This window comes from Paraburkholderia sp. CI3 (assembly GCF_050436505.1).
GTDB classification, from domain to species: domain Bacteria; phylum Pseudomonadota; class Gammaproteobacteria; order Burkholderiales; family Burkholderiaceae; genus Paraburkholderia; species Paraburkholderia tuberum.
Genome location: NZ_JBNDMI010000003.1, coordinates 321462 through 344042 on the forward strand (window position 1 = coordinate 321462; position 22581 = coordinate 344042).

18 protein-coding genes are annotated in these 22581 nt (G+C 57.9%); 15 read left to right on the plus strand and 3 right to left on the minus strand.

Features of this window, described 5'->3' with window-relative positions; genetic code table 11:
- Nucleotides 1-9: 9 nt before the first annotated feature.
- The 8 genes from OKW29_RS10350 (at nt 10) to OKW29_RS10385 (ending at nt 11315) form a co-directional block, all read left to right on the plus strand.
- Entirely contained in the window at nt 10-1437 is a 1428-nt protein-coding gene (locus OKW29_RS10350; RefSeq protein ID WP_429290982.1) for a lipopolysaccharide biosynthesis protein, read from the plus strand.
- 24 nt (nt 1438-1461) lie between these two features.
- Nucleotides 1462-3534, plus strand: coding sequence for a hypothetical protein (locus OKW29_RS10355; RefSeq protein ID WP_429290983.1), 2073 nt, complete (start codon nt 1462-1464; stop codon nt 3532-3534).
- 138 nt (nt 3535-3672) lie between these two features.
- Entirely contained in the window at nt 3673-3915 is a 243-nt protein-coding gene (locus OKW29_RS10360; protein ID WP_184071575.1) for a DUF6429 family protein, read from the plus strand.
- Nucleotides 3916-4226: 311 nt separating this feature from the next.
- Nucleotides 4227-6464 carry a polysaccharide biosynthesis tyrosine autokinase gene (locus OKW29_RS10365; protein ID WP_429290984.1) on the plus strand — a complete coding sequence of 746 codons (2238 nt, stop codon included), beginning with the start codon at nt 4227-4229 and terminating at the stop codon, nt 6462-6464.
- Nucleotides 6465-6519: 55 nt separating this feature from the next.
- On the plus strand, nt 6520-7638 hold the full coding sequence (gmd, locus tag OKW29_RS10370) for a GDP-mannose 4,6-dehydratase (protein WP_429290985.1): 1119 nt from the start codon (nt 6520-6522) through the stop codon (nt 7636-7638).
- Between the two features lie 45 nt (nt 7639-7683).
- Nucleotides 7684-9066 (plus strand): hypothetical protein, encoded by a 1383-nt coding sequence (locus OKW29_RS10375; RefSeq protein ID WP_429290986.1) that lies wholly within the window; start codon nt 7684-7686, stop codon nt 9064-9066.
- Complete coding sequence (locus OKW29_RS10380; protein WP_429290987.1) at nt 9051-10217, plus strand: glycosyltransferase; 1167 nt, start codon at nt 9051-9053, stop codon at nt 10215-10217. The genes OKW29_RS10375 and OKW29_RS10380 overlap by 16 nt, the downstream gene beginning before the upstream one ends.
- 39 nt (nt 10218-10256) lie before the next feature.
- Nucleotides 10257-11315 (plus strand): IS630 family transposase, encoded by a 1059-nt coding sequence (locus OKW29_RS10385; RefSeq protein WP_429290988.1) that lies wholly within the window; start codon nt 10257-10259, stop codon nt 11313-11315.
- Nucleotides 11316-11484: 169 nt separating this feature from the next.
- On the opposite strand, the gene OKW29_RS10390 is transcribed toward OKW29_RS10385, so the two are convergent.
- Nucleotides 11485-12435 (minus strand): GDP-L-fucose synthase family protein, encoded by a 951-nt coding sequence (locus OKW29_RS10390; RefSeq protein ID WP_429290989.1) that lies wholly within the window; start codon nt 12433-12435, stop codon nt 11485-11487.
- A gap of 398 nt (nt 12436-12833) precedes the next feature.
- Here OKW29_RS10390 and OKW29_RS10395 point away from each other — a divergent pair, with 398 nt between their 5' ends.
- Both OKW29_RS10395 and OKW29_RS10400 read left to right on the plus strand, forming a co-directional pair.
- Entirely contained in the window at nt 12834-13355 is a 522-nt protein-coding gene (locus OKW29_RS10395) for a hypothetical protein (RefSeq protein ID WP_429290990.1), read from the plus strand.
- Nucleotides 13352-14512: a DegT/DnrJ/EryC1/StrS family aminotransferase gene (locus OKW29_RS10400; protein WP_429290991.1), complete on the plus strand. Its 1161-nt coding sequence runs from the start codon at nt 13352-13354 to the stop codon at nt 14510-14512. The genes OKW29_RS10395 and OKW29_RS10400 overlap by 4 nt, the downstream gene beginning before the upstream one ends.
- A 223-nt stretch (nt 14513-14735) precedes the next feature.
- On the opposite strand, the gene OKW29_RS10405 is transcribed toward OKW29_RS10400, so the two are convergent.
- Nucleotides 14736-15503, minus strand: coding sequence for a class I SAM-dependent DNA methyltransferase (locus OKW29_RS10405; RefSeq protein ID WP_429290992.1), 768 nt, complete (start codon nt 15501-15503; stop codon nt 14736-14738).
- A gap of 471 nt (nt 15504-15974) precedes the next feature.
- On the opposite strand from OKW29_RS10405, the gene OKW29_RS10410 reads away from it, so the two are divergent.
- Complete coding sequence (locus tag OKW29_RS10410; RefSeq protein ID WP_429290993.1) at nt 15975-16985, plus strand: GlxA family transcriptional regulator; 1011 nt, start codon at nt 15975-15977, stop codon at nt 16983-16985.
- A 323-nt stretch (nt 16986-17308) separates the two neighbouring features.
- Nucleotides 17309-18577, plus strand: a complete 1269-nt coding sequence (locus OKW29_RS10415) for a glycosyltransferase family 4 protein (RefSeq protein WP_429290994.1) — start codon at nt 17309-17311, stop codon at nt 18575-18577.
- A 136-nt stretch (nt 18578-18713) separates the two neighbouring features.
- On the opposite strand, the gene OKW29_RS10420 is transcribed toward OKW29_RS10415, so the two are convergent.
- On the minus strand, nt 18714-18893 hold the full coding sequence (locus tag OKW29_RS10420) for an NAD-dependent epimerase/dehydratase family protein (protein WP_429290995.1): 180 nt from the start codon (nt 18891-18893) through the stop codon (nt 18714-18716).
- Nucleotides 18894-19065: 172 nt separating this feature from the next.
- On the opposite strand from OKW29_RS10420, the gene OKW29_RS10425 reads away from it, so the two are divergent.
- From OKW29_RS10425 to OKW29_RS10435, 3 genes are all read left to right on the plus strand, one after another.
- Complete coding sequence (locus OKW29_RS10425) at nt 19066-19251, plus strand: hypothetical protein (protein ID WP_184036726.1); 186 nt, start codon at nt 19066-19068, stop codon at nt 19249-19251.
- A 60-nt stretch (nt 19252-19311) separates the two neighbouring features.
- The gene (locus tag OKW29_RS10430; RefSeq protein WP_429292479.1) at nt 19312-20829 is read left to right on the plus strand and encodes a mannose-1-phosphate guanylyltransferase/mannose-6-phosphate isomerase; all 1518 of its coding nucleotides are present in this window, start codon (nt 19312-19314) and stop codon (nt 20827-20829) included.
- 250 nt (nt 20830-21079) lie between these two features.
- Nucleotides 21080-22255 (plus strand): M23 family metallopeptidase, encoded by a 1176-nt coding sequence (locus OKW29_RS10435; RefSeq protein ID WP_429290996.1) that lies wholly within the window; start codon nt 21080-21082, stop codon nt 22253-22255.
- Nucleotides 22256-22581 lie beyond the last annotated feature (326 nt).

The following is a 22581-nucleotide window of genomic DNA, read 5'->3' on the forward strand; positions in this document are numbered from 1 at the left end:
CACGCTTCAATGCCGCTTGCAGATAATTTTTTCGTGCGCGCACCGGTCTCCATCCTGCGGCTCTGTTTTCGTCGCTTGCCGTTTGGTATCGGAGCCTCGGAAGGGCGCGACAGGGATCGCTATGTGCGCGCCGCGCGTTCCGCTGCATGCAATGCGGTGAGTGCCGCGATGGGCTTTGCGGTAGTGCTGCTCTCGGTCTCTTTAACGCTTCCGTATCTCGGGCAAGAGCGCTTTGGCATTTGGATGACAATATCAAGCCTCGCAGTGATGTTGTCGGTGCTTGACCTTGGCGTGGCGAATGGCCTCGTCAACCTGGTTGCGGACACGAAAACGAGCGGCGATCAAGAGAAACTGCAGACGATTGCGACTCGCGGCGTACTGCTGCTCGTGGTGATCGGCGCAGCCGCTGGGGCTGTGCTCGTTGGTGCCGTGAGGTTGCTGGACTTCCAAAGGCTGCTCAAGATCGAATCGGCAGACGTCACAAGAGAAGCGGTGGAGTCAACGGTGGTTTTCATCACGCTGTTTTGCGTGAACATCCCACTAAGCGGCGTGAGAAAGGTTTTTTATGGTCTTCAGCGAGCATGGGAGCCACATATCGCTGCTGCGATCGGATACTTTTTCTCGCTACCGCTTCTTTATCTCTGCAACCGCTATCGCGCACCGTTGCCGTATCTCGTGCTTTCTACCTATGGCATGCAGGTCGGCACGACGTTGATTCTCGTTTGGCGTCTTCGCCGGGAGCGGATTATTCGCGTTCATCGCGGCATATGGCTGGGAACGGGGTGGCAAGACTCGAGGCTGCTACTGCGGACGAGCGGCATGTTCCTGATTCTTCAACTTGGCATGATATGCGGCAGCGCATGCGATCCCCTGATCGTTTCAAACATTCTCGGCGCGAAGGAAGTGGCGAGACTGGCCGTTGCGCAGCGGTTGTTCCAGGCGATCACCGTCGGGATGGCCATGCTGTCGGGACCGCTCTGGGGTCTCTATGCCGACGCACACTCGCGCGGTGAGAAGATGTTCATCAGGCACACGCTGAAGGTGTCCATGGGCGTCACGGGCGGCATCGCGGTGCTGACAAGCGCGCTGATTCTGGCAGCTTCCCCCTGGCTTCTGAAGGTTTGGACGGGCAATCACCTGGCTGTACCTTTCCCATTGCTGTGCGCGGCGGGGATGCTGGCGGTGGTCGAAGCAATGGGAAACGCTTTCACCATCTTTCTGAATGGAATGAGCGAATTACGCCCCCAGTTGCTTGCCGTGCTGATCTTTAGCGCGGTATCCATTCCGCTCAAGGTATGTCTGCTCTTGAAGTTCGGCACAGTGGAATGGGTGGTCTGGTCGTCCATCATTGCGAGCATCATCGCCGACTATGGCGTCTATATCGGCCTCTTCAGGAAGCAGATTCTTGCGCACGCGTCGCTCGGTCCGCTTTCGTGACTCTCACACCCACCTTCTGAACGTATGGCCGACTTCCAGGAAAAGTTGCGGTTGGCGGGGGACGCGCTCAAAAACAGACGTGGTGCCTTGAGGAGAATCATGGCCGCCTGCTTCGGCCTGTCTGGCGCATCTGCACAAGCGGCGCAGCGGCAGGCATCGGGACTGCAGCCGTCGCACACGCAGAGCGGTTCGACCTCGATGCAGCCCGTGAGCGACTTGTCGCCCGACGACAGGGTGATAGTCACCAGGTCTTCGCTCGCATACACCGAAATCCGACACCTCGCTGAATTTGTGCTTGCGCAAGGTCCGATTCAGGGCTACGCCAGCTTGCGTGACTACGGCGGACCGCTTACGAGACTGCTCGTTTTTCAGCACGCTGCGGGCGAACGCGATTTGGATGCTGCATATTATTGGCTCGATCCTACCGACGTCTTGAGCCGGGACAATGGTGGCACAGTGCTGGTTTCGAAGAGCGGAAAGCGTTGGAAGCGCGTATTCGAGGGCGACATCCGTGCCCGATGGTTCGGTGCACGCGGTGACGGCACGACGGATGACGGTGACGCGATCAATCGCGCCGTCGCATTCGCAGGATCGCTCTATGCGTCGACGGGCCGGACTCAGTGCGTTGTGCTTGATAACGGCACGTTCTACCTTGCAGCCGCGCGCGGAACGCTGGCCATCCCTTGTCACGACGATGGCACGGTTAAGCAGGGAAAAGGCGGGAGACTCCCGTCTGAGCCTGCCATGCGACAGCCCTATTGCGTAGGCGTATGGCCGGGGGTCAAACTATGTGGACATAACGCCGTGGTGAAGGGCAACTATCGCTACGGCATGGCGGACGCGTCGCAGCCAGTCACTTTCGGCTTGCTCGATCAATTCGACACGGCGATGGATGCAGGGCTCGAGAATCTGACATGCGTGGATTGCTTCATGGCTTTTGGCGCCCTGTCCGCGACGCTCGCAGGCTGCATCTTTGACAGACTTCACTTTGTCGGCTGCGGGGTGGGTATCTATGCGGCTGTGCTGGAACAGTGCACGTTCAGCAATATCGAGGCGCTGCGCACGGGCGTCCCTGTTCTTGTCGGAGGGCAATGGGTCGATCGCAACGACGACTACAACGAACGAGGCGGCTTCGCGGACAAGTGCACCATCATCAACGTACGTAACATCTATGACCGCGTCTATGGCGACGATGAGCGCAAGATCGATCAATGGTTCGATGCCACGTTCTTCAAGTCAATCAACAGCGAGCGCAGACTCAGCGCGCGGACTAATGCCGCGTCACCGGCGAGGGCGTATCCCTATCGGGGCATTTGCGGATTCTGCATACGCGTCATGGCGCGCTATGCGCGCCCTTCGAATAGCAATGTCTTCATGCAAATAACGCACGCTTACTCGCCGCGTCCAGCGGTGCTGGTTGATGCATGCCAATCGGCTGTCTTCAACGGCGTTTATATGGAACGCGTCGGCTATCGCGACCATCGCAAGCGAACCGGTGCCGTTGGCGCTGGATGGGACGATCCTTACCTTGGTCATGGCGTCCTCGTCCCGGCGTTCATAGGAGAACTCGACGTCTCCTCCTGCGTTTCCGGTGTCAACATCCAGCAGTCTTTCGGCGTTTCGGTCGTTCGATCTGACGGCCCTGTCGGATCCGTCCAGTCATCGGACTGTGTTTTCAAAGAACCGCAGCCTCGCTACACCCTGCCTGCCACCACTTTCACCGACGATGTGACGATACGCGGTGGAGCGCTTCGCGCATTGGAGGATGCCAGGCATCGGATCGGTGGATTGGGCCTCTACACCGTGCATTTCGATGGCGGCAGTTTCGACACTGAGATTTCCTGCCCGAAGGACGAAGAAGGGCATGCAGTCATGGTGCTGGTGTCACGCGATGCGAACCGCGTAGAGAGCGCGTCGTCCGGTCTTTATCTGCTGCAGCTTTCGCGTAATAGTACGAGCGCTCCGGTTGGAACGCTCGTGTCGGGAAGCGATGTCCTGCGTTTTGCTGTAAGTCCGCGGAACATGCTGGAACTACGAGCTACTGTCCATGGCGCACACCACGTCGTGATGATCGGCAACCGGCCGTTCGAGACTTAGACCAACCCGCATCTGGGGCAAAGCTGATCAAGCCCACCGCAGAGCTACTCCGAGCGTTATAGATCGGAGAGAATAAGGCAGAACAGGATGAAGCAGCAGACGCTGGCGATGGCAGCTGATGGTATCAGGATGAACGCCATGAACATCAATACTGCGGCGATTGACGATGCTGTCCTCGCGCTCCTCTATTTGACCCTGCATGACCATAGCCGGGCTTGGAAAAGCTTCGATTGGGATGCGCTCAACCGACTGCATGAACGAGGGCTCATTGCCGATCCGGTCAACAAAGCAAAATCCGTGGTGCTGACGGAGGACGGCCTGCGAGAATCTGAACGCCTCTTCAAGCAGCACTTCGTCACCGCTGGCAGCAAAACCAATTAATGAAACGAATTTCCAACTCACGACACCAAAGGTCACGCTACTGGCCAGTGGATCGTTTCATTCTAAACGACCGTCCTATCGTACCCGACAACATCTTGGCGATTTCGGTCTCGACACGGCGCAAGCAGCAGGCTTATCTAAAATAGACTGCGGCGGCGAATGTTCCGCATTCTCGAATTTCAGTCATTGAAGTAGTAGCAGAGTACCTGTCCAAATGGACGCACGGTCAATGCGTCGCGTCGTCGCTCCCGTAACTGGTTGCCCCTGGCGTTATCCCGCTGGCGGGCGCAAAGCACTCCACCCGAGAAACCATGGCCTCAAGGAAACAGATCACGCGCGATGATCCGCTGCAGGGCGATGAGATCTCCATCTCGGACTACCTTCGCACAATCGGCGAGAGCTGGCGTCTAATCGGCATGATTGCGCTCGGCGTTCTCGCGCTGGGATTGTTGTACGGCCTGATGCATCCGCCCTTGTACCGGGCCGATGCGCTCATACAGATTGGCACACCCGCGTCCAGCTCTCCCGAAGCCGAAGCGTTGGGCCGGCTTGCCTCGATATTCGATTCGAGGGTGAAAGCCAGTGCAGACGCCGAGATGGAACTCATGCGCTCACGCCTGGTGGTCGGCGAGGCGGTGCAGCAACTGAATCTCCAAACTACGGCGCAACCTCGGTACTTCCCACTTATTGGCCGTTGGATCGCGCGACTCCGCAGCGGGTCCGCCAGCATGAAACCCCTGTTTGGACTGCGGCAGTTCGCCTGGAGCGACGAGTCGATCGAAGTATCGAAATTCGATGTTCCTCATGCTGCAATCGGCCACGAATTCATCGTAAAGGCGAGACAGGCCCCGTACTTCAAGTTGATTGCACCTGACGGCAAAGCGCTCGGAAAAGGAGAAGTCGGCCACGAGCTGGTGGTGCCTTTCGGCGACGGCAAGGTACATCTTCTCGTCAATAAGTTATCCGCTTCTCCCGGCGGGGAATTTACACTGAAGTCAAGTTCGATAGAGGCCACGATCCTCGCGCTGAAAGATGCTTTGGTCATTTCAGAAAGAAAGTCGCAAACCGGCATGATCGGTGTTGCCCTGGAGGGACCCGACCCGGTGCGCACTGCGGACATCGTCAATGCGGTTGCTCAGCAGTATCTCGCTCAGGATCTTGCAAGGCGTACGTCCGAGGCCGAACACTCGCTTCTCTTCCTCGAGGGTCAATTGCCGAAGCTGCGGGACGAATTACAGCAAGCAGAGGATAAGTACAATGCTTTTCGTAATAGCAATGGAACCGTCGATCTGAGTGTGGAAAGCCGGTTGTTGTTGCAACAGGTTGTCGATCTCGATACCGCCTTGCGCGGACTCTTGCAGCAGCGCGACGACATCTCGCAGCATTACAAGGAGGGTTACCCGCTACTTACGGCGGTGGACTCGAAGATCGCCCGATTGCAACAAGACCGCGAAGCGCTGAGCCAGCGTGTTGCCAGTTTGCCGGACAAGGAGCAAAACGCAGTGCGACTGATGCGCAACGTTCAGGTCGACACAGACCTCTATACGAATCTCCTGAACAGTGCGCAACAGCTTCGTGTCGTCAAGGCGGGCAACGTAGGCAACGTGCGCATTGTCGATCTCGCCGTGCCCCCCGAGAAGTCGAGCAAGCCTAACTGGCAGGTACTATTGTCGTTGTCTGCCGTGCTTGGGCTTGTACTGGGAATCGTCACCGCGTTCCTTCGCAAGGCGTTGTCTGGTGGAATCGAGCGAAGCGCCGAGATCGAGGCAGCCCTTGGAATACCCGTTTGCGCTGTCGTGCCGCACAGCGAACGGCAAATTCGTTTGCAGGAGGCAATGCGCCGCAAGGCTCCGGGCATACATGTGCTTGCTGCGGTATGGCCAGGGGATGTCGCGGTCGAAGGCGTGCGAAGCTTGCGAACAGCGTTGCAATCGATCGGATCGGAAGTCAGGAACAATGTCGTGATGATCACAAGTTCCCGTGCCGGGGTAGGAAAGTCGTTTGTCGCGGCCAATCTTGCAATCGTGTTGGCGACAGGCGGGAAAAAGGTGCTCCTGATCGATGCCGACATGCGCATGGGCGACATACACAGATCCTTCAACCCGGCTGGCGGCCCCGGCTTGACCGAGTTGCTAAAAGGTGCGGCGTTTGACGACGTGGTCGTCCGCGATGTCATGAATGGCGTCGACCTGATCCCGCGCGGGGGCGAGACGCCAAACGCCGCGGACTTGCTCACGACCCGGAGACTGAGCGAGATACTCGATGTTGCATCGCGGCGGTATGACGCTGTCGTCGTCGATACGCCGCCTGTGCTTGCTGTCACCGATGCAACGCTGATCGGCCGGCAGGCCGGTACAACGCTGCTGGTCGTTCGGCACGGTCGGCATCCGGTGGACGAACTGTATGAGGCGCTCAACCGGTTGCGCAGTAGTGGCGTGAACGTGGCAGGAACTCTCTTTACCGATGTTCCGCTCGACAAGGCGCGATACGGTTCAGGGTACGACGGGTACGGCAAAAGCGGCGGCGAGTCCAACGTCAGGACAGCCTGAACGAATCGCAAGAAGTATCACGCACAGCGCAGTATCAAAACAAGGAGAAGGAACCATGTCGAACAAGGTTGCACTGGTCACCGGTATCACAGGCCAGGATGGCTCTTATCTTGCTCAATTCCTGCTCGACAAAGGATATGAAGTGCATGGCGTCAAGCGGCGCACCTCGCTCTTCAACACGGATCGCATCGACCATTTATACGAGGACGACCACGCATCGCAGCGCCGCTTTCATCTTCACCATGGCGACCTGACCGACTCGTCGAGCATCTTGCGAATTATTCAGCGGGTGCAACCGGATGAGATCTATAACCTCGCCGCGCAAAGCCATGTTGCGGTTTCGTTTGAGGAGCCTGAGTACACGGCGAACGCGGACGGCCTGGGTGCGCTGCGCATGCTAGAAGCCGTGCGAATTCTGGGCTTCGAGAAGACGGCCCGGTTCTATCAGGCGTCGACATCGGAGTTGTTCGGACTCGTGCAGGAAGTGCCGCAACGGGAGGGCACGCCCTTTTATCCGCGCAGTCCGTATGCGGTAGCGAAGATGTACGCGTACTGGATCACGGTCAACTATCGCGAGGCGTATGGCATATACGCTTGCAACGGCATTCTGTTCAATCATGAATCACCCGTTCGGGGCGAGACGTTCGTTACGCGCAAAATTACGCGCGCCATCGCACGTATTGCAATCGGTTCGCAGAATTGCCTTTACCTTGGCAATTTGTCGGCGAAACGCGACTGGGGACACGCGCGCGATTACGTCCAGATGCAATGGCTCATGTTGCAACAGGACGAGCCGGAAGACTTTGTCATTGCATCTGGCGTGCAATACAGCGTGCGCGAATTCGTTCAGCAGGCGGCGTGCGAACTCGGCATCAAGCTTCGGTTTGACGGAAGCGGAGTCGATGAAGTCGGGATCGTCGAAAGTGTGAGCAGCCGGGAATGCCGGGTCGCGCCCGGGACGGTCATTGTGCGAGTGGATCCTCGCTATTTTCGACCGACAGAGGTCGAGACCTTGCTCGGCGATCCGTCGAAAGCCCACGCGAAGCTCGGATGGGCACCGACCGTGACGTTCGGCGCTCTTGTCAGGGAAATGGTGTTGTCCGACTATCAGATCGCCAAGCGGGATGCGCTGATCACGCTGGCTGGCTACAGGGCGTTGGAGCATCACGAGTAAGGACGAAGTTTGGCCGAATCGGCATGTAACTCAGGAGCGTGTGGAATGTCGCCGCGTTTCGTATTTTCACTCGCTGTCTTTACGCTCTTCGCGGCAAGCTTGGCACAATACGCGGATCAGGCGCTTGGCGCGCTCGGCACCGGAGCAATCAACGTCTGGAACTTAAATTCGGCCGCCATGGATGACGCAGGTGCTGTCAAGTACGTGAAGGACGCGAGCATCGCCTTGATCGGAGTCGGGTGGCCTCTTGCGCTCGGTTTGAATCGCTTTCGGGGGGGAATGCGTACGTTTATTCTGATGTTCTTCACGTGGATTCTTTGCATCGTATCGGTGGGACTCGTGCCGTTCATCGCAGGTTGGACGCCATTGTTCTTCCTACCTGCGGGATTGCGCTGGGTTCTGCTGGTTCATGCGTCATTCGGCCTGTTTGTGTTCGCGAGTTTGCTGCCGGCCGAGAAGCAGGGACAAACGGCCCTCGTCCTCGCATTGCTCGCGCTTGCCGCATTGGACTTTTACGTTGTCCTGCGACAATGGATACAACTCGGACAAATACAGCAAGTTCTATTTATGCAGGATCGGTACACGGGCCTGTTCAGTAACGCGGCGCTAGCAGGCATGTATGCGATTTCGCTTGCAAGCATGGTGCTCATTCTGGACCGCGCCCGGCTGTTTTATCGGCTTATATTGCTCTCCCTCGCAGTCGCGATTGCCGTCTCTTCGGGAACGCGATTCGCTATGCTCAGTATCGCGTCCATCGTCGGCGTAGTGGTTTGGGAAACGCTTGGGGGACGGCTGAGCCGTAATGATCGGATGCTGCTGGTGGTGACTGCGCTACCGATTGCTATTTGGCTCGCAATCGTTGGCTATTCTCACATGGTGGAAGCGGTCGGCCGCGGTGATGTGCTGACTGATCAACTCGAGGAAGGCGGTCGTTTATCCAACCTGGGGAAGATAGCGGAGCAGTTGTCAGAGGCAACTCCGGGAGAACTCTTTTTGGGGCGGGGCCTCGGCGTAGGCACGAACACAGCCGTCATGCTCCTCGAGCGTGCGGGCGTCGACCCTGAGCAATACCGGTTCAATCTGCTCATCGATAACGCCTTCGTGACGATGCAGTTTCAAATCGGAATTGTGGGTATGCTAATTTTCGCGACGGGTGCGACGGCGTTTTTCTGGCGCATCCGTCCGCGTCATTCGAGGCGTCAGTCAGTTCGATATGTGGTGTTAATTGGGATCACGATTGCAGCCTGCATGGACATCAACCTATTCGAGCAGTATCCACTGGTGACGACTCTGATGCTCTGCTTTGGGGACATCTACGGGTGCTCTCTCGGCGCGTATTTGTCCACGCGTCGATCGCGTGGCGTTGACTTGCGTGGCACTGAAGCAGGAGTCGCTGACGTGGAGCAGCAGAAATGCTTGTTTTCATAGCGCCTTACAGCGCCTCTAATCGTGGGGCAAATGTGAATCTGGGGGCCGCACGCAAGGTGGAGTTTTTTCTGGCGTTGGCATCGCAACTTTCCAAGGATGTTCTTTTGATCAATACGGGCCATATAGAGGCAGGATGGTCACGTAGAAAATGTCGGGATTCCGTCATCGGCACGCAACGCATTCGGGAGATTTCGCTTCGCTGCTACCCTGTAAGGCCCATCGGCAAGCTGCTGAACCTCTTCGAAGTCTTGGCGCTGAGCGATGAGATAGCGAAGGTCGGCAAGCCCGAAGCCGTATGGATCTATAACGCGTACGCGTTCGAGTCGATGCTCGCTCGCGTGCTGACGCACCGGTTCGGTGCGCGTCTGATCCTCCAGTTCGAAGATTGGCTGCTTTCTCGTCGCCGCTGGCATCCGAAGCCGTTGCTCGACTTCATCGCATGGCGATATGTGTTACCCGCTCCATCGTTATGTCTTGCGGTTAACGATCACTTATCGACACGCGAACATCAACGCAGCGGTTGTCCAGTGGTGCTGTGTCCGGGCGTGGTGTCGGACGATCTCATTGAAGCTTGTGGACAGCGGCGTCCATTCTCGCGAACGGCAGATGCTAGAACGATGGTTGGCTATTTCGGTGGGCTGAGCGTCGAGAAGGGTGCTGACGTGGTTCTCGACCTGATCCGGAAGTCCGGCGGACGCCTCATGTTTCACGTCTGCGGAACGGGTCCGCTGGCATGCGAGTTCGCAAGGCTGTCCGCCGAAGATTACCCGGTGCACTTCCACGGTCGGGTGGACGAAAGAGTCTTGTTCAAATTGATTTCCGACTGTGACGTGCTGGTGAACCCGCATGTTTCGATAGAGAAAATGGGTAACGGGGTCTTTCCTTTCAAGGTTGTCGAATATGTCGCGTCGGGAAGATTGGTCATTTCCACCGAACTTCCCCCGATGAGCATGAAGGAGATTCACGACGCCATATGCTTTGTTTCCGCGGATGCAAGGTCCATCGCCGATGCGTTGGCAAACGCAGAGCAGACGTATCGCCGCAAACGCATGAGCATCGAACGGGCAATGAAAGCAGCCGCCCAACTTCTGACGCGAGACGCGCTAGAAAGGTCGATATCCAGGGCTTTGAGCAGTCGAATCAAGGACTAGTCCATTGAACCAATGAAAATGCACTGATGCGAATAGTGCATGGCCAAAATGAATCTGAGCGAAACCGAGCGCGAAGAGCTGATGTCGATGCAGCGCAGCCGCACGATGGCCGTTGGCCAGGTGAGGCGTGCGCGGTTGATCTTGCTGCTCGACGAAGGAGCCTCGCGTGCGGCGATCATGGCGGAATTGCGTTGCGATTCGCGTTTCATTACAACGTGGCAAATGCGTTTCACCAGTGAGCGTTTGGCTGGGCTGTACGGCAGACATCCAGGCCGGGCACCGCGACCTGACCTGGCGGTTCTTGAAGCGAGAGTGCTCGACTACACACTGCGACGTAAGCCGGCCGACGGCTCGACACACTGGAGCAGCCGCAAACTGGCGGCACAGTTGGGCATGGCCTTCATGACGGTGCAGCGTATCTGGCGCAAGCACGACATTCGGCCACATCGCCTCGATACCCACATGGTGTCCAACGATCCCGACTTTGAGGCGAAGGTAGCCGACGTGATCGGGCTGTACCTCAATCCGCCGTTGCATGCGGTGGTGTTCTGCGTGGACGGGAAGACAGCCATCCAGGCGCTGGATCGCAAGGACCTGATGTTGCCGCTCTCGCCTGGACGCGCCGAGAGCCATGGCTTTAAATACAAACGCAACGGCACCCTGAGCCTGTTCGCCGCATTGAACGTTGCCACCGGTGAGGTGCTGGGCAAAACCGCGCCACGCCATACCAGTGCCCAGTTTGTTGCGTTCCTCACGGAGGTGGTATGGGCACAGCCGCGCGGAAAGGAGATTCACGTGATCTGCGACAACGTGAGCAGCCACAAAAGCAACGCCGTTCAAACATTTCTGGTTGACCATCCGAAAGTGTCGATACATTACACCCCGACGTATTCGTCATGGCTGAATCAGGTCGAGAACTGGTTTGCACGCATCCAGCGCGACGACATTGCGCGTGGCGTATTCACCAGCACCAAGGATCTCAACAAAAAGCTCATGCGTTATATCTGTCAATACAACAAGCAGGCGCGCCCATTGAAATGGAAGTACTCCGATCCATCGCGGCGAACCCGGTGCAATTCATCCGGTTCAACGGACTAGGCCGACGCTTTGATCAGCCGCTCTAACCGGAATGACCTGTCGTGGCCTTGAAAGTCACATGATTTGCTGGCATTGAGGGACAGGAACCGCAGTCGGCAGACGGGTACCCTGGATACCAGGGGCGGAACTTCAATCCGTGGTGCAGGATCGCGCACGCCGCGTGAATGCGTCAGGCGCTGGCGAGCCCGGTACGCTGCACGTCATTCTCGAAGTCGGCGTAGGTTGAGGCGATGCCCTCTCTGAGCGTAATCGTGGGCGCCCAACCCAGAGCGGCGAGCTTCGATACGTCGAGCAACTTTTGCGGCGTCCCATCGGGCTTCGACGAGTCGAATCTCAGCGATCCAGAAAAACCGACGACATCGCAGATCAGTCGTGCGAGGTCGGCAATCGCTATGTCCTTTCCATATCCGACATTAAACATGCCCTCGACCAGGTCGTTGCTCAGCAGGACGAGAACCGCGGACGCCAGATCGTCTACATGAAGGAATTCCCGTCTCGGCAATCCGGAGCCCCATACCGGGAGCGATTCGAGTCCGTTCAGCTTTGCCTCGTGCGCCTTGCGGATGAGCGCGGCCAGCACATGGCTGCCTTGAAGATCATAGTTGTCGTTGGGGCCATAGAGATTCGTGGGCATCACCGATATGAAGCGCGTTCCGTATTGCTTGTTATACGCTTCACAAAGCTTGTGACCCGCGATCTTTGAGATGGCATAGGCTTCGTTGGTTTGTTCGAGAGCGCTCGTGAGCAGGTAATCCTCTTTTATGGGCTGAGGGCAAAGCTTTGGATAGATGCACGATGAACCGAAGAAGACGAGCTTCTGCGTGTGACTCTTGAATGCTGCATGAATCACATTGGTTTCGATGACGAGGTTCTCGTAGAGAAACGAAGCCGGCTGAGTCGAATTGGCATGAATTCCGCCGACTTTGGCTGCGGCCAGGAGGACGACGTCTATGTGCTCTCGAGCGAAAAAATCCATCACGGCGCGCTGATCCAGCAAGTCGAGCGACTGTCTCGAGGCCGTGATCACGTGATCATATCCGGAACTGGCAAGGCGCCGAAGGAGAGCCGAGCCGACCATTCCCTTATGTCCGGCGACATAGATGCGAGAGTTTTTGTTCATGTGAATGGCCAATAGTCGAGAGAGACACGTCGGTCGGAACGTGAGTTGCCCCGCCACTTGATTCAAAGGGCTACGACGTGCGGTTTCATCAGCTTAGCAACGCATATGGACCATTCAAGGTCATGGCGGACGGTGCCAATATATTGGCGCGGTCCGTGTGCGTTTCTCCGCGGTCGTTGCCGAGGATATAAGGATGCGCGAGGTGACGCTGCAACGTAATACCCCGGTCAGCCAACTTCATTCCGTATTCGGCCATCTGACCGTGTGGCCGCCGAACCGATCCTAAGCTTCGGGGGGGACGCATGAAGGACCTCCGTGGGCCAATTTATGTCGTAAGCGGCCTTGCTCCCGAAAGGTTCGGTGTGTCGGGATACTAACGGCTCTCTTCGAGGAAAAAAATGGAAGCTCTATCGATAACGGGCAACGCAGAGGTCGTTCATGACTCGAATTTCGAAGTAGTCTCGTTCGAAGGTGAAACGCTCGCCATGATCATCCGGGATTCGTTCTCGAGAAGTGGTGTGAGTTTCTTTACTCCGAAGGAGTTTCCTCAGCAACTCGCGTACATGGAACATCCCGCCGGAAAAGTGATCGACGCGCATCTTCACAGCAAGTTGGTGCGGCAGATCGAATGGACGCAAGAGGTGCTCTTCGTCAAGCGTGGCCGTGTCCTGGTGAAGTTCTATACGCCCGATAAGGACTACCTGTCGAGCCGTGTACTGTACGCGGGCGATGTCATCTTGCTGGCGTGGGGCGGTCACGGCTTCGAGATGCTTGAGGACGCGTCTTTCTTCGAAGTCAAACAAGGGCCCTATATGGGAGAGCAGGAAAAATTGCGCTTCGCGTCCGCAAACCTGAGCCGATGCAGTGAAGCGAGTAACGGCCCAGGCGTCGAGCTTGAAGTTAAGGACGGCGCGCGATGATTCCGGTCAACGAACCCCTGCTCGACGGAAAGGAGCGCGTCTATCTGAACGAATGCATTGAAAGCGGGTGGATTTCTTCGGACGGGGCGTTCGTCGAGCGTTTCGAACGTGCGATGGCGGGTTACGTCGGCCGCAGACACGCGATTGCCGTCGCGAACGGCAGCGCTGCGTTGGACGTGGCGGCGGTGGCTCTGCGGCTCGGTCCCGACGACGAAGTTATCATCCCCACGCACACGATCATATCGTGCGCATCGGCCATTGTTCGCACCGGTGCCCGCTTGAGACTGGTCGACTCAAGTCCGGATACGTGGAACATGGACGTGACGAAGATCGAAAGCGCTATCACGAGCCGGACGCGGGCGATCATGGCCGTGCACACTTTCGGTCTGCCGGTGGATATGGCTCCGTTGCTGGATATCGCAAGGAAATACAACCTCGTTGTGATCGAAGATGCTGCGCAGGCAATCGGACAAACCTATAACGAAGCGAAGTGCGGCAGTTTCGGCGATATATCGTGCTTCAGCTTCTACGCCAACAAGCACATCACGACGGGGGAAGGGGGCATGATCGTCTGCGACGACGACGAGCTGGCTACGCGCGCGAGAAGTTTGCGAAACCTGTGTTTCAAGCCTGAGAGGCGATTCGTCCACGAAGAGCTTGGCTGGAATTATCGGATGAGCAACCTCCAGGCGGCTGTCGGGCTGGCGCAATTCGAGAAGCTAGATGCGCACATCGCGCGAAAGCGCGAGTTGGGCCGCCGCTACGAAAGCCTTTTGCGGGGAGTGCCGGGAATCGGGATGGCGCCGGTGGCATTGCCATATGCCGAGAATATCTATTGGGTCTTCGGTATGGTATTGGACGACAGCTTGCCCTTTGATGCCGACGAGCTCCGGTCCATGCTGGCGGAGGCAGGTGTCAGCGCGCGGCCGTTCTTCTGGCCGATGCACGAACAGCCGGTTTTTCTCAAGCAAGGGATGTTCCAGGGAGAGAATTTCCCGATTGCCGAACGCATGAGTCGCAGGGGATTGTATCTGCCGAGTGGTCTCGCGCTTACCGAAGCACAGCAGGACTACACGGTGGGCGTGGTGCGCGACATGCTGGCCACCGCCTTTTCGCGAAGTTTCTGCAACAGCAGGTCAAGTTCAGCGCGGTGCTGACCGACTGCTCGCCGCAGCAAATATGGCCCGTCACGCAACGGAACAAACACTTGATCCGGGTGGCAGGTGGTGGCACGCGGCTTTCGGCGAGCCGCTTTGACGCGATGCGCTTAGCCAGCGCGGGACTGCCTGGCGGTTCAGCCTCGACTCATCGACGAGGCTGGCTATGGCATGCCATTCGTTGTATTTTCCGACGTTTTCTCGCTCGGGCTGTTTCCGAGCATCACCGTTTTCTCGCGACGAATGTCGCTGAGAGATCGGTAGCACCCAACTCGCCGCCCATGCACTTCAAACTGTCCAGGACCTCGAATCCGCTGAGGTCCAGCATCAGTTCGATCTCGGGCTTGAACATGTAGCGCATCACATGCGTCTCGAGGACGGTCTCGACCGACAGCGTTTTCAAATCCGTTAGCAGGACGGTGTAGTTGAACGCGACAGTATTGTCATGAGGACGCATCGTGGGCTCGGCGATTTGTATCACCGCGGTTTCTTCGCTGGAGGCGCGTTTGATGCGTACGTCGGGCGGAGCGGCGAGGACCGCGGGACCGTACCAGCAATCGAACACGAACAGTCCTGATGGCCGCAGGTGCGTCGCAGCGGTGTGACACATCGCCATGAAATCGGAGTTGGTCGTTTGATAGCTCGCAACATGGAAGAGCGAGACGACTGCGTCGTAGAGTTCGTTCGTGCGGACGATCCGCGCGTCGCCTTGCTGAAACGTCAGTCGCTTCGCTACTGCGCCTGGCAGAGTGGTACACCTGGCAGCGGCTCGGGCAAGCATATCGGCGCTCATGTCGACGCCAGCAACACAAAATCCCGCGGCTGCGAATTCCGCCGCGTGGCGTCCGGTGCCGCAACCTAGATCCATCACGTGACCTCCAACTATTCCGTACCGCCCGAGCAGTCCGGTGACAAACGACGCTTCCGCCTTGTAGTTCTTGTCATGATAGAAAAGATCATAGTATTGCGAATATCTCGTGCTGAAGCTCATGAAGCGACTCCATGTCTGGTCGTATGGCGGTGGCGAAGTCACGCGTGACGCGAACGCACTCTTGTTTATTCGAAGGCAACCAAAGCCAAAGCTCAGGGTGCTCATGAGAAAGGGTATCTAGCGGGGATTTTCAGACTACATGCATGACCGTTTTCAGCAAGGTGTTGACGGGTCGTTTCCTTGCTGAAGCATTCGCCGTCTGATCGGTCTATCGCTCAGCAAGTCCAGTGGGTCGGGAAACGCTGATGAGCGGCTTTATGGTTTTCACTTTCAGCGCTGAAGAAATCAGACGATGTTTTGGTCTTGTTGATACTGGGAGCGACATTCTCGGCCAGAAACATGCTTTTGGCGGACACCGCGGCCATGGTGGATCGAATATGGCACTAAGCTCACGAGGTCATACGCTTTCCACAGCGTTCCAACGCAAGCCAGAGCAGCGATCTGGAACCGAAGCAAAATGGAGGTAACGGCATGTCCCACGCTACCAGCTTAGGCGATGCAGGAAATAACGGTATTTTCCACCGATTTAAAGAACGCGCAGTCAAGCTCATAGGAATTTTGTTGTACGACGGTTTTTCGCTGCTGGAAGCGGGCACCCTTGCCGAGGTGCTTCATATCGCCAACGAGATTCAGTCTCGCAGTCTGAGAAGAAACGCAACTTACAGCGTCCGTCTAGTCTCTGCCTGCGGTGGGATGATAGCCTGTTCGTCATCCGTTTGCGTTTGGACCGAGCGCCTGGGCGGCCAGCGGTTCCAAGGCTTCGACGCACTGTATATTGCGGGCGGACCGGGCGCAAAGCGTGCAGCCGCCGACGAGGTGCTCATTGGGTTATTGACCATAGCATGTTCGCAGACCGGCGTCGTCAACCCTCTCGGCAACGGCGACTTGCTGCTGGCGGCAGCGGGCATTTCTCGCCGCGATTGGGCTTCGGTCGATCCGGGCATCTGGAGTCCGGAGACGTCTAACGTCGCGGCGTCGACCGAAGGCGGCGATGCGCTGATCAACTCGCTCGCGCTCGTGAAGCGGGACCTCGGATACGACATCGCGACAGCGGTTGCCGATCACTTCACCGTCTCCAAAGATCAGAATTTGACGACCATGCTGAGCACCATGGGAACGAACACGCAGGCGGAAAAGGCACAGGAATCCGCGCGCTGGCTCGAGCGAAATTGCGGACGCCCGGTTTCAATAGGCGACGCGGCTCGTACGGTGGCGATGAGCGAGCGGAACTTCCTGCGTCTGTTCAAGCGCGAGATGGGAGTGACACCGTCGGAATATCTTTTGCGAGCGCGCCTCGATCTCAGTTGTGAACTGTTGGTCAGAAGCGACTTGCCGATAGACAAGATCGCTCGCAGGGTTGGACTGACGAATGGCGAGCGGCTTTCGAAAGTGTTCAGGAGGCAATTCTCGATGTCGGCGACGGAATACCGCTGTCGAAAGAAAAGCGGCGCCACGGCCGATCCTGTGGAGAAGTCCGCTTAGGAGCTGGCCAGGGAAAGTTTCGCCGCGAGACAAGGAGGCCTTCGAATCAGTTGGTCGGCATTCAGATTCAAATATTTTCGAGGAGAAACAGATCTTCGCGCATCTGTTCGCCTCGGAAGCTCGATGTCCGAGGGCCGCATGAGCGTCATATGAGCCTTGCACAAGGGCTTTTCTCAGGAAGCCGTCGGACCGGCCAAATACCTGCCTTAATCAGTCACGAACGGCACCAGCAAGCTCGCGCAATCTAAATTCAAACCGAGCGCGAAAACCGTTGTCGAGCGCTGCAATCGTCATATAGATGACCAAGAAACGTGGAGCGAGGAGTGACGAATTCAAACGGTTCCTTGGAACGGCCTATTCGCGTGGTGGCATTTATAGACTATGAACATACCTCTGGTGGGGGTTATCAGCAGGCGAAGAATGCTGCCTTGCTGCTAAAGAGTCTTCCGCCGGAACTTTGCGCGGTTGAGTTTGTGACGACGCGGCGATCCACCATCGATGATCTGCGACGCAGCGGCATTGAACCTATTTTTTTTCCGGTGCCCCGCTTGCGCGGACTGGCGGCGAGACTCGGTTCAATATATAGCCGTGGAGGCCCGCGCGCGTTTCTGCGGAAACCGGGCAAGATGGCTTCGGTGGACCGCTTGCTTTCGGTGATGCGCGCGGACATTGCGTACTTCACAACGCCGTCCCACCTCGCACTGGCGATTGATCGATTCAACTACCTGTTCACCGTTTGGGATCTGTCCCACCGCGACGACGTCGAGTTTCCCGAAGTCCGGATCAAGCACGAATTCGAGCGTCGCGAATTTCTGTACGGATCTGCCTTGAAGAAGGCCTGCGGCATCTTCGTCGATTCGCAGGCCGGCCGCGAGAAGGTTGTCAGGCGATATGGAGTAGACAGCGAACGCGTGCATTTGATGCCATTCTCGCCCGCCCGCGCGACAGTGCTTTCCGAGGAGGCGTACGTGGAGCACTTCGTCGATGTCAAGACGAAGTACAAAATTCCGCGCGATCTGAAATACGTCTACTATCCCGCGCAGTTCTGGTCGCACAAGAACCATGTGTTTCTGTTGAAGGGACTGCACGCGCTGGAGTCCCGCTATGGCATCCGTGTAGGTGCGGTCTTCACAGGAAGCGATTTCGGCAACATGAGATACGTGCGTTCGGTCGCCGCCGATCTCGGTCTGGGCGAGCGTGTGTTCTTTCTCGGTTTCGTTCCGGACGGCGACGTGCCTTACTTGTATCGCGAGTCGATCGCGTTAGTGATGCCCACATATTTCGGCCCGACCAATCTGCCGCCACTCGAGGCGTTCAGTCTGGGCGTACCGGTCCTTTACCCGGACCTCGAGGCGCTGCGCGAGCAAGTCGGCGACGCGGGACTGCTGGTCGATCTGGCTCGGCCCGACAGCATGGCGGATGCGCTTTTCAGTCTGATCGAGCAGCCTGCATTGCGCCAGTTGATGATCGAGCGCGGCACGCGGCGTCTTGCGAGCAACGATGACGCAGCCCGCTTGTCGACGCTAGCGCGGGTGCTCGAACGATATCGCACCCGTGCGGTGTGTTGGGGAGAGGAAGTCTGGATGAATTAGAGTACGGTGAGGTCACAGACGAGACGGGCAAGATCCGCGATTGCAGTGTCCCCGTCCGTATCCGATATTGAACACGCCTTCGGCCCCGTCGGCGTCGAGCAAGGCCAGTACGGCGGACCCGGGGTCGTTCTGCAAATCATCGTTGTCGTTCGGACATCACCGATATGTACCGCGTTCCGTGCTGTCGGTTATACCCCTCGCAAAGCTTGAGCCCGGCGACCTTCGCGATAGCGTAGCTTCGTTGGTATGCCCGAAGCTGCTCGTGTGCAGGTACTCTTCCTTTATGGGCTGCGGGCAACACTTTGGATAAGTGCATGATGAACCAAAGAAGAGCAGATCAGGTGGTGCGTGTGAGACCACCTGGTACCGCGAAACTCGCTTCAGCCAACGTCATGGCATATTCGGTCAACCCGTCTAGTGACCCTGGAACTGCTCCTATGCTTGCAGACGCGTGAGGTCGTTCTCTCTTCATCAAGCGGGGCCGCGTGATGGTCAAGCTCTATACGGCCGATCGAAAATTCCTGACGAGCCGCGTGCTGTGCGCGGGTGATGTCATCTTGCTGGCGTCAGGTGGGCACGGGTTCGAGGTCATCGACGACGTATCTTTCATCGAAGTCAAGCAGGGCCCCTATGTGGGAGAGCAGGAGAAAGTGCGCTTCACGGCGAACCCATAACCGATGAATCGAATTGGCGATGCCGGGAAGTACGTGTTCGACGCAAGACCAGAGGGGTGGATGATGGAAGACGCGGTGAGTTCTGAAGAAGCAATGGCAGCGGCGAAGGCAGAAGCGTCGCTCGGGCACTCCTGTCGGCGCATCGTCCCGGTCATTCTCGCAGGCGGATCGGGCACGCGCCTCTGGCCGATGTCGCGTGAGCAGTTTCCAAAGCAATTGATCGATGTGGTCGGACGGGATTCATTGCTGCAGGCTACCGTCACACGGATGGAGGGTTTCGTCGGCGGCTTCGACGTCGACACTCGGCCGATTGTCGTGTGTGGGGAGGAACACCGGTTCCAGACAGAAGAGCAGGTGCGGGCGTGCGGCGTCTGCGCGAAGATTATCGTCGAGCCTGCGCGGCGCGATACGGCGCCGGCGCTCACGCTCGCGGCGCTCGCAGCCGTTAATCAGGATGACGACGCGATCATGGTGGTGATGCCGTCTGACCATTCCATCTCAGACATTCCGGCGCTGCATCGTGCGATCGCAATTGCCGCTGAATATGCCGAACGCTCCATGATCGTGACGTTTGGCGTTGCGCCCACACGGCCGGATACCGGCTTTGGCTACATCCGAATCGGCGACGCCCTCGAAAACGGCGCACATCTGATCGACCGCTTCGTCGAAAAGCCCACGACCGAACTCGCCGCGCAGTACGTCGCTGCAGGCACCTACTGGTGGAACAGCGGCATCTTCATCGTGCGAGCGGGCGTGTGGCTCGAAGCGCTAGCCAAGCTCAACGGCGACATGCATGCGGCCTGCACCGCGGCGTTCGCGGAAGGCAAGGCGGACGACAACTTCATTCGTCCTTGCCCGTTTCAGTTCGGCCGTGTGCCGGCGGATTCCATCGACTATGCGGTAATGGAGCACATCGGCGCGGCCGGCTCGCCTTGCAAAGGCGTGGTCGTGCCATTGGCGGCGGGATGGTCGGACCTCGGATCCTGGGATGCCGTGTGGGAAGCGATGGAGAAGGACGGGCTCGGCAACGTCGCGAGCGGGCGTGTCGTTTTCGAAGGCGCGACCTCGAGCTATGTGCGCGCCGAGGGCGGGCGGCTGGTTGCATGCGTTGGCACCGCCAACGTAGTCGTCGTCGACACGGACGACGCCGTGCTCGTCGCCGACCGCTCACACGCGCAGGACATCAAGACGCTGGTGGCGCGCTTTCGCGAGCAGCGCGCGCCTGAAGCCGAGACGCACCGGAAGGTGCGCCGTCCGTGGGGCTTCTACGATGCGATCGAGCGCGGCGAGCGGTTTCAGGTGAAGCGCATCGTGGTTGCGCCTGGCGCTCGCCTGTCATTGCAGATGCACCACCATCGCGCCGAGCACTGGGTCGTCGTGCGCGGCACCGCGCTCGTGACACGGGGCGAGGACCAGTTTCTTCTTTCAGAAAACCAATCGACCTTCATTCCGCTCGGCGTGCAGCATCGGTTGGAGAATCCGGGCAAAGTGCAGCTCGAAATCATCGAGGTTCAATCGGGCAGTTATCTCGGCGAGGACGATATTGTGCGCCTGGACGACTGCTACGGCCGAATTTGACCCTATCGCATTGCATAGTGCATCGGAAGCCAATCCTACGTTGATGCAACCGCTTGCGCTGGCGCCGGTTATCTCAAAAATCGGATCGGGCTGATATTCGTGGCTAACCGCAATCCATAGCCTAGAGGTTCTTCCTACTGGGTTGTGTAGCGCGAAGGGGAGCCTTCTGTCAGTCAGGTTTCCGGTACGTTTCGAGCAACGTCATTCATGCCCACGGCCCCTCTTGTTCCGACTGTGAGGTATCGAAGTGATGCGGTTGTCCTATCTACGTCATGCCTGCGCAAGCGCTCAGGCCATTTCCACCAAAGTCAGTCATTTGGTGCATTCCCGATTTGAATCTGTGGGGCGCGCCGTGTTGCTGTGCGGTGTGGTTGCGGTGCTGAGTGTGTCCGCGTGGGTGATCGTATCCGAGATAGTCAGTCGCGCGAACAAATCCAGCGCGTCCCAACCGACCTTGACCTTGGAGATGGCTGCGCCGGCTACTGACAAATTGGTTACTGAAACCGGGAATAGTCAGCTATCTGACGCTGGACCTTTTGTCATGTCGGAATCTTACAGTGGTGCATACGCGGGACGCATCGAGGGGAACTTGCTCGACACCTTGGAGCGGGCCAGCGTGCCGGTCGAAATACGGGCGCAGATCGCGCGTATTTTTGCCTCCCGGCTCGACCTCGCTGCGCCCGCGCACAAGGACGACACTTACCATGTTCTCTACGCGCGCGACGAGACAACCATTCAGCGCAAGCATCTAACGGCCGTCGAACTCCGGTCGCGCGGTGAGATCTATCAGGCCATGTGGTTTGTCCCGCCGGGGCAAATTGGCGGAGACTACTATTCATTTGACGGACGGCGGCTTGCCGCTGAGCCATTCTCGATGCCGCTTGATTACGTTCGGGTAAGTTCGCGATTCGGTTACCGAACCCATCCGGTCAAGGGCAGGCGCCTGATGCACACAGGTGTGGACTTTGCCGCCCCGAAGGGGACCCCGGTTGTCGCGGCTGCCTCGGGAACCGTGCAGTTCGTTGGCATCCGAAGCGGATACGGCAAGATCGTCGTGCTCCGTCATCCGCGAGGCTATACGACGTTCTATGCTCACCTGTCGGCCTTTGCGCGTGATTTGCGCGTAGGCGCGCCGGTGACTGAAGGGCAACCGCTCGGCGCGGTAGGCGCCACTGGGACGGCCACCGGAGCTCACCTGCATTTTGAGGTGCGCAAGAATAATCAACCGATCGATCCAATATCTGTGACGAGCCGAACTGGCGCCATGCCGCTCACTACCATTCAGCGAATCGCGTTCGACAGTGCGATGGGCGCTCTGCGCGAGAAACTCGCGGCATTGCCCGTCGATATTCCGACGACAAGGATGGCGTCGAATGCTGAAGGCACGCCGAATCGATCTGGAAAGGCGGAGGGCTCCTCGGTTTGAGGAGCGAGACGATGCGGAGATTGTCGCATTGACGAAGTCACAGAATTCGTCGGGCAGTCACGTAGATGAGCATGATGGCAAAGACGAGAACGCCGGGCATCGCGCCGGCTTTGGCGGGTAGAGAAGCGTCTCATTGCTCATCGGAGATGATTCTGCTGTGTCTCGCCATTCGGACGGATCACGGCGGGCGCGGTTGTCAGTATCGTGCGCGTGTCCGATGGCGCACAGGGCGTACAGCCGGTCAACGACTCTAGCGACCAGCTGTTTAACCCAGGCAAACCAGGCTATCAACGATGTCGCCAATAACGCTTATGCCGGCATCGCAG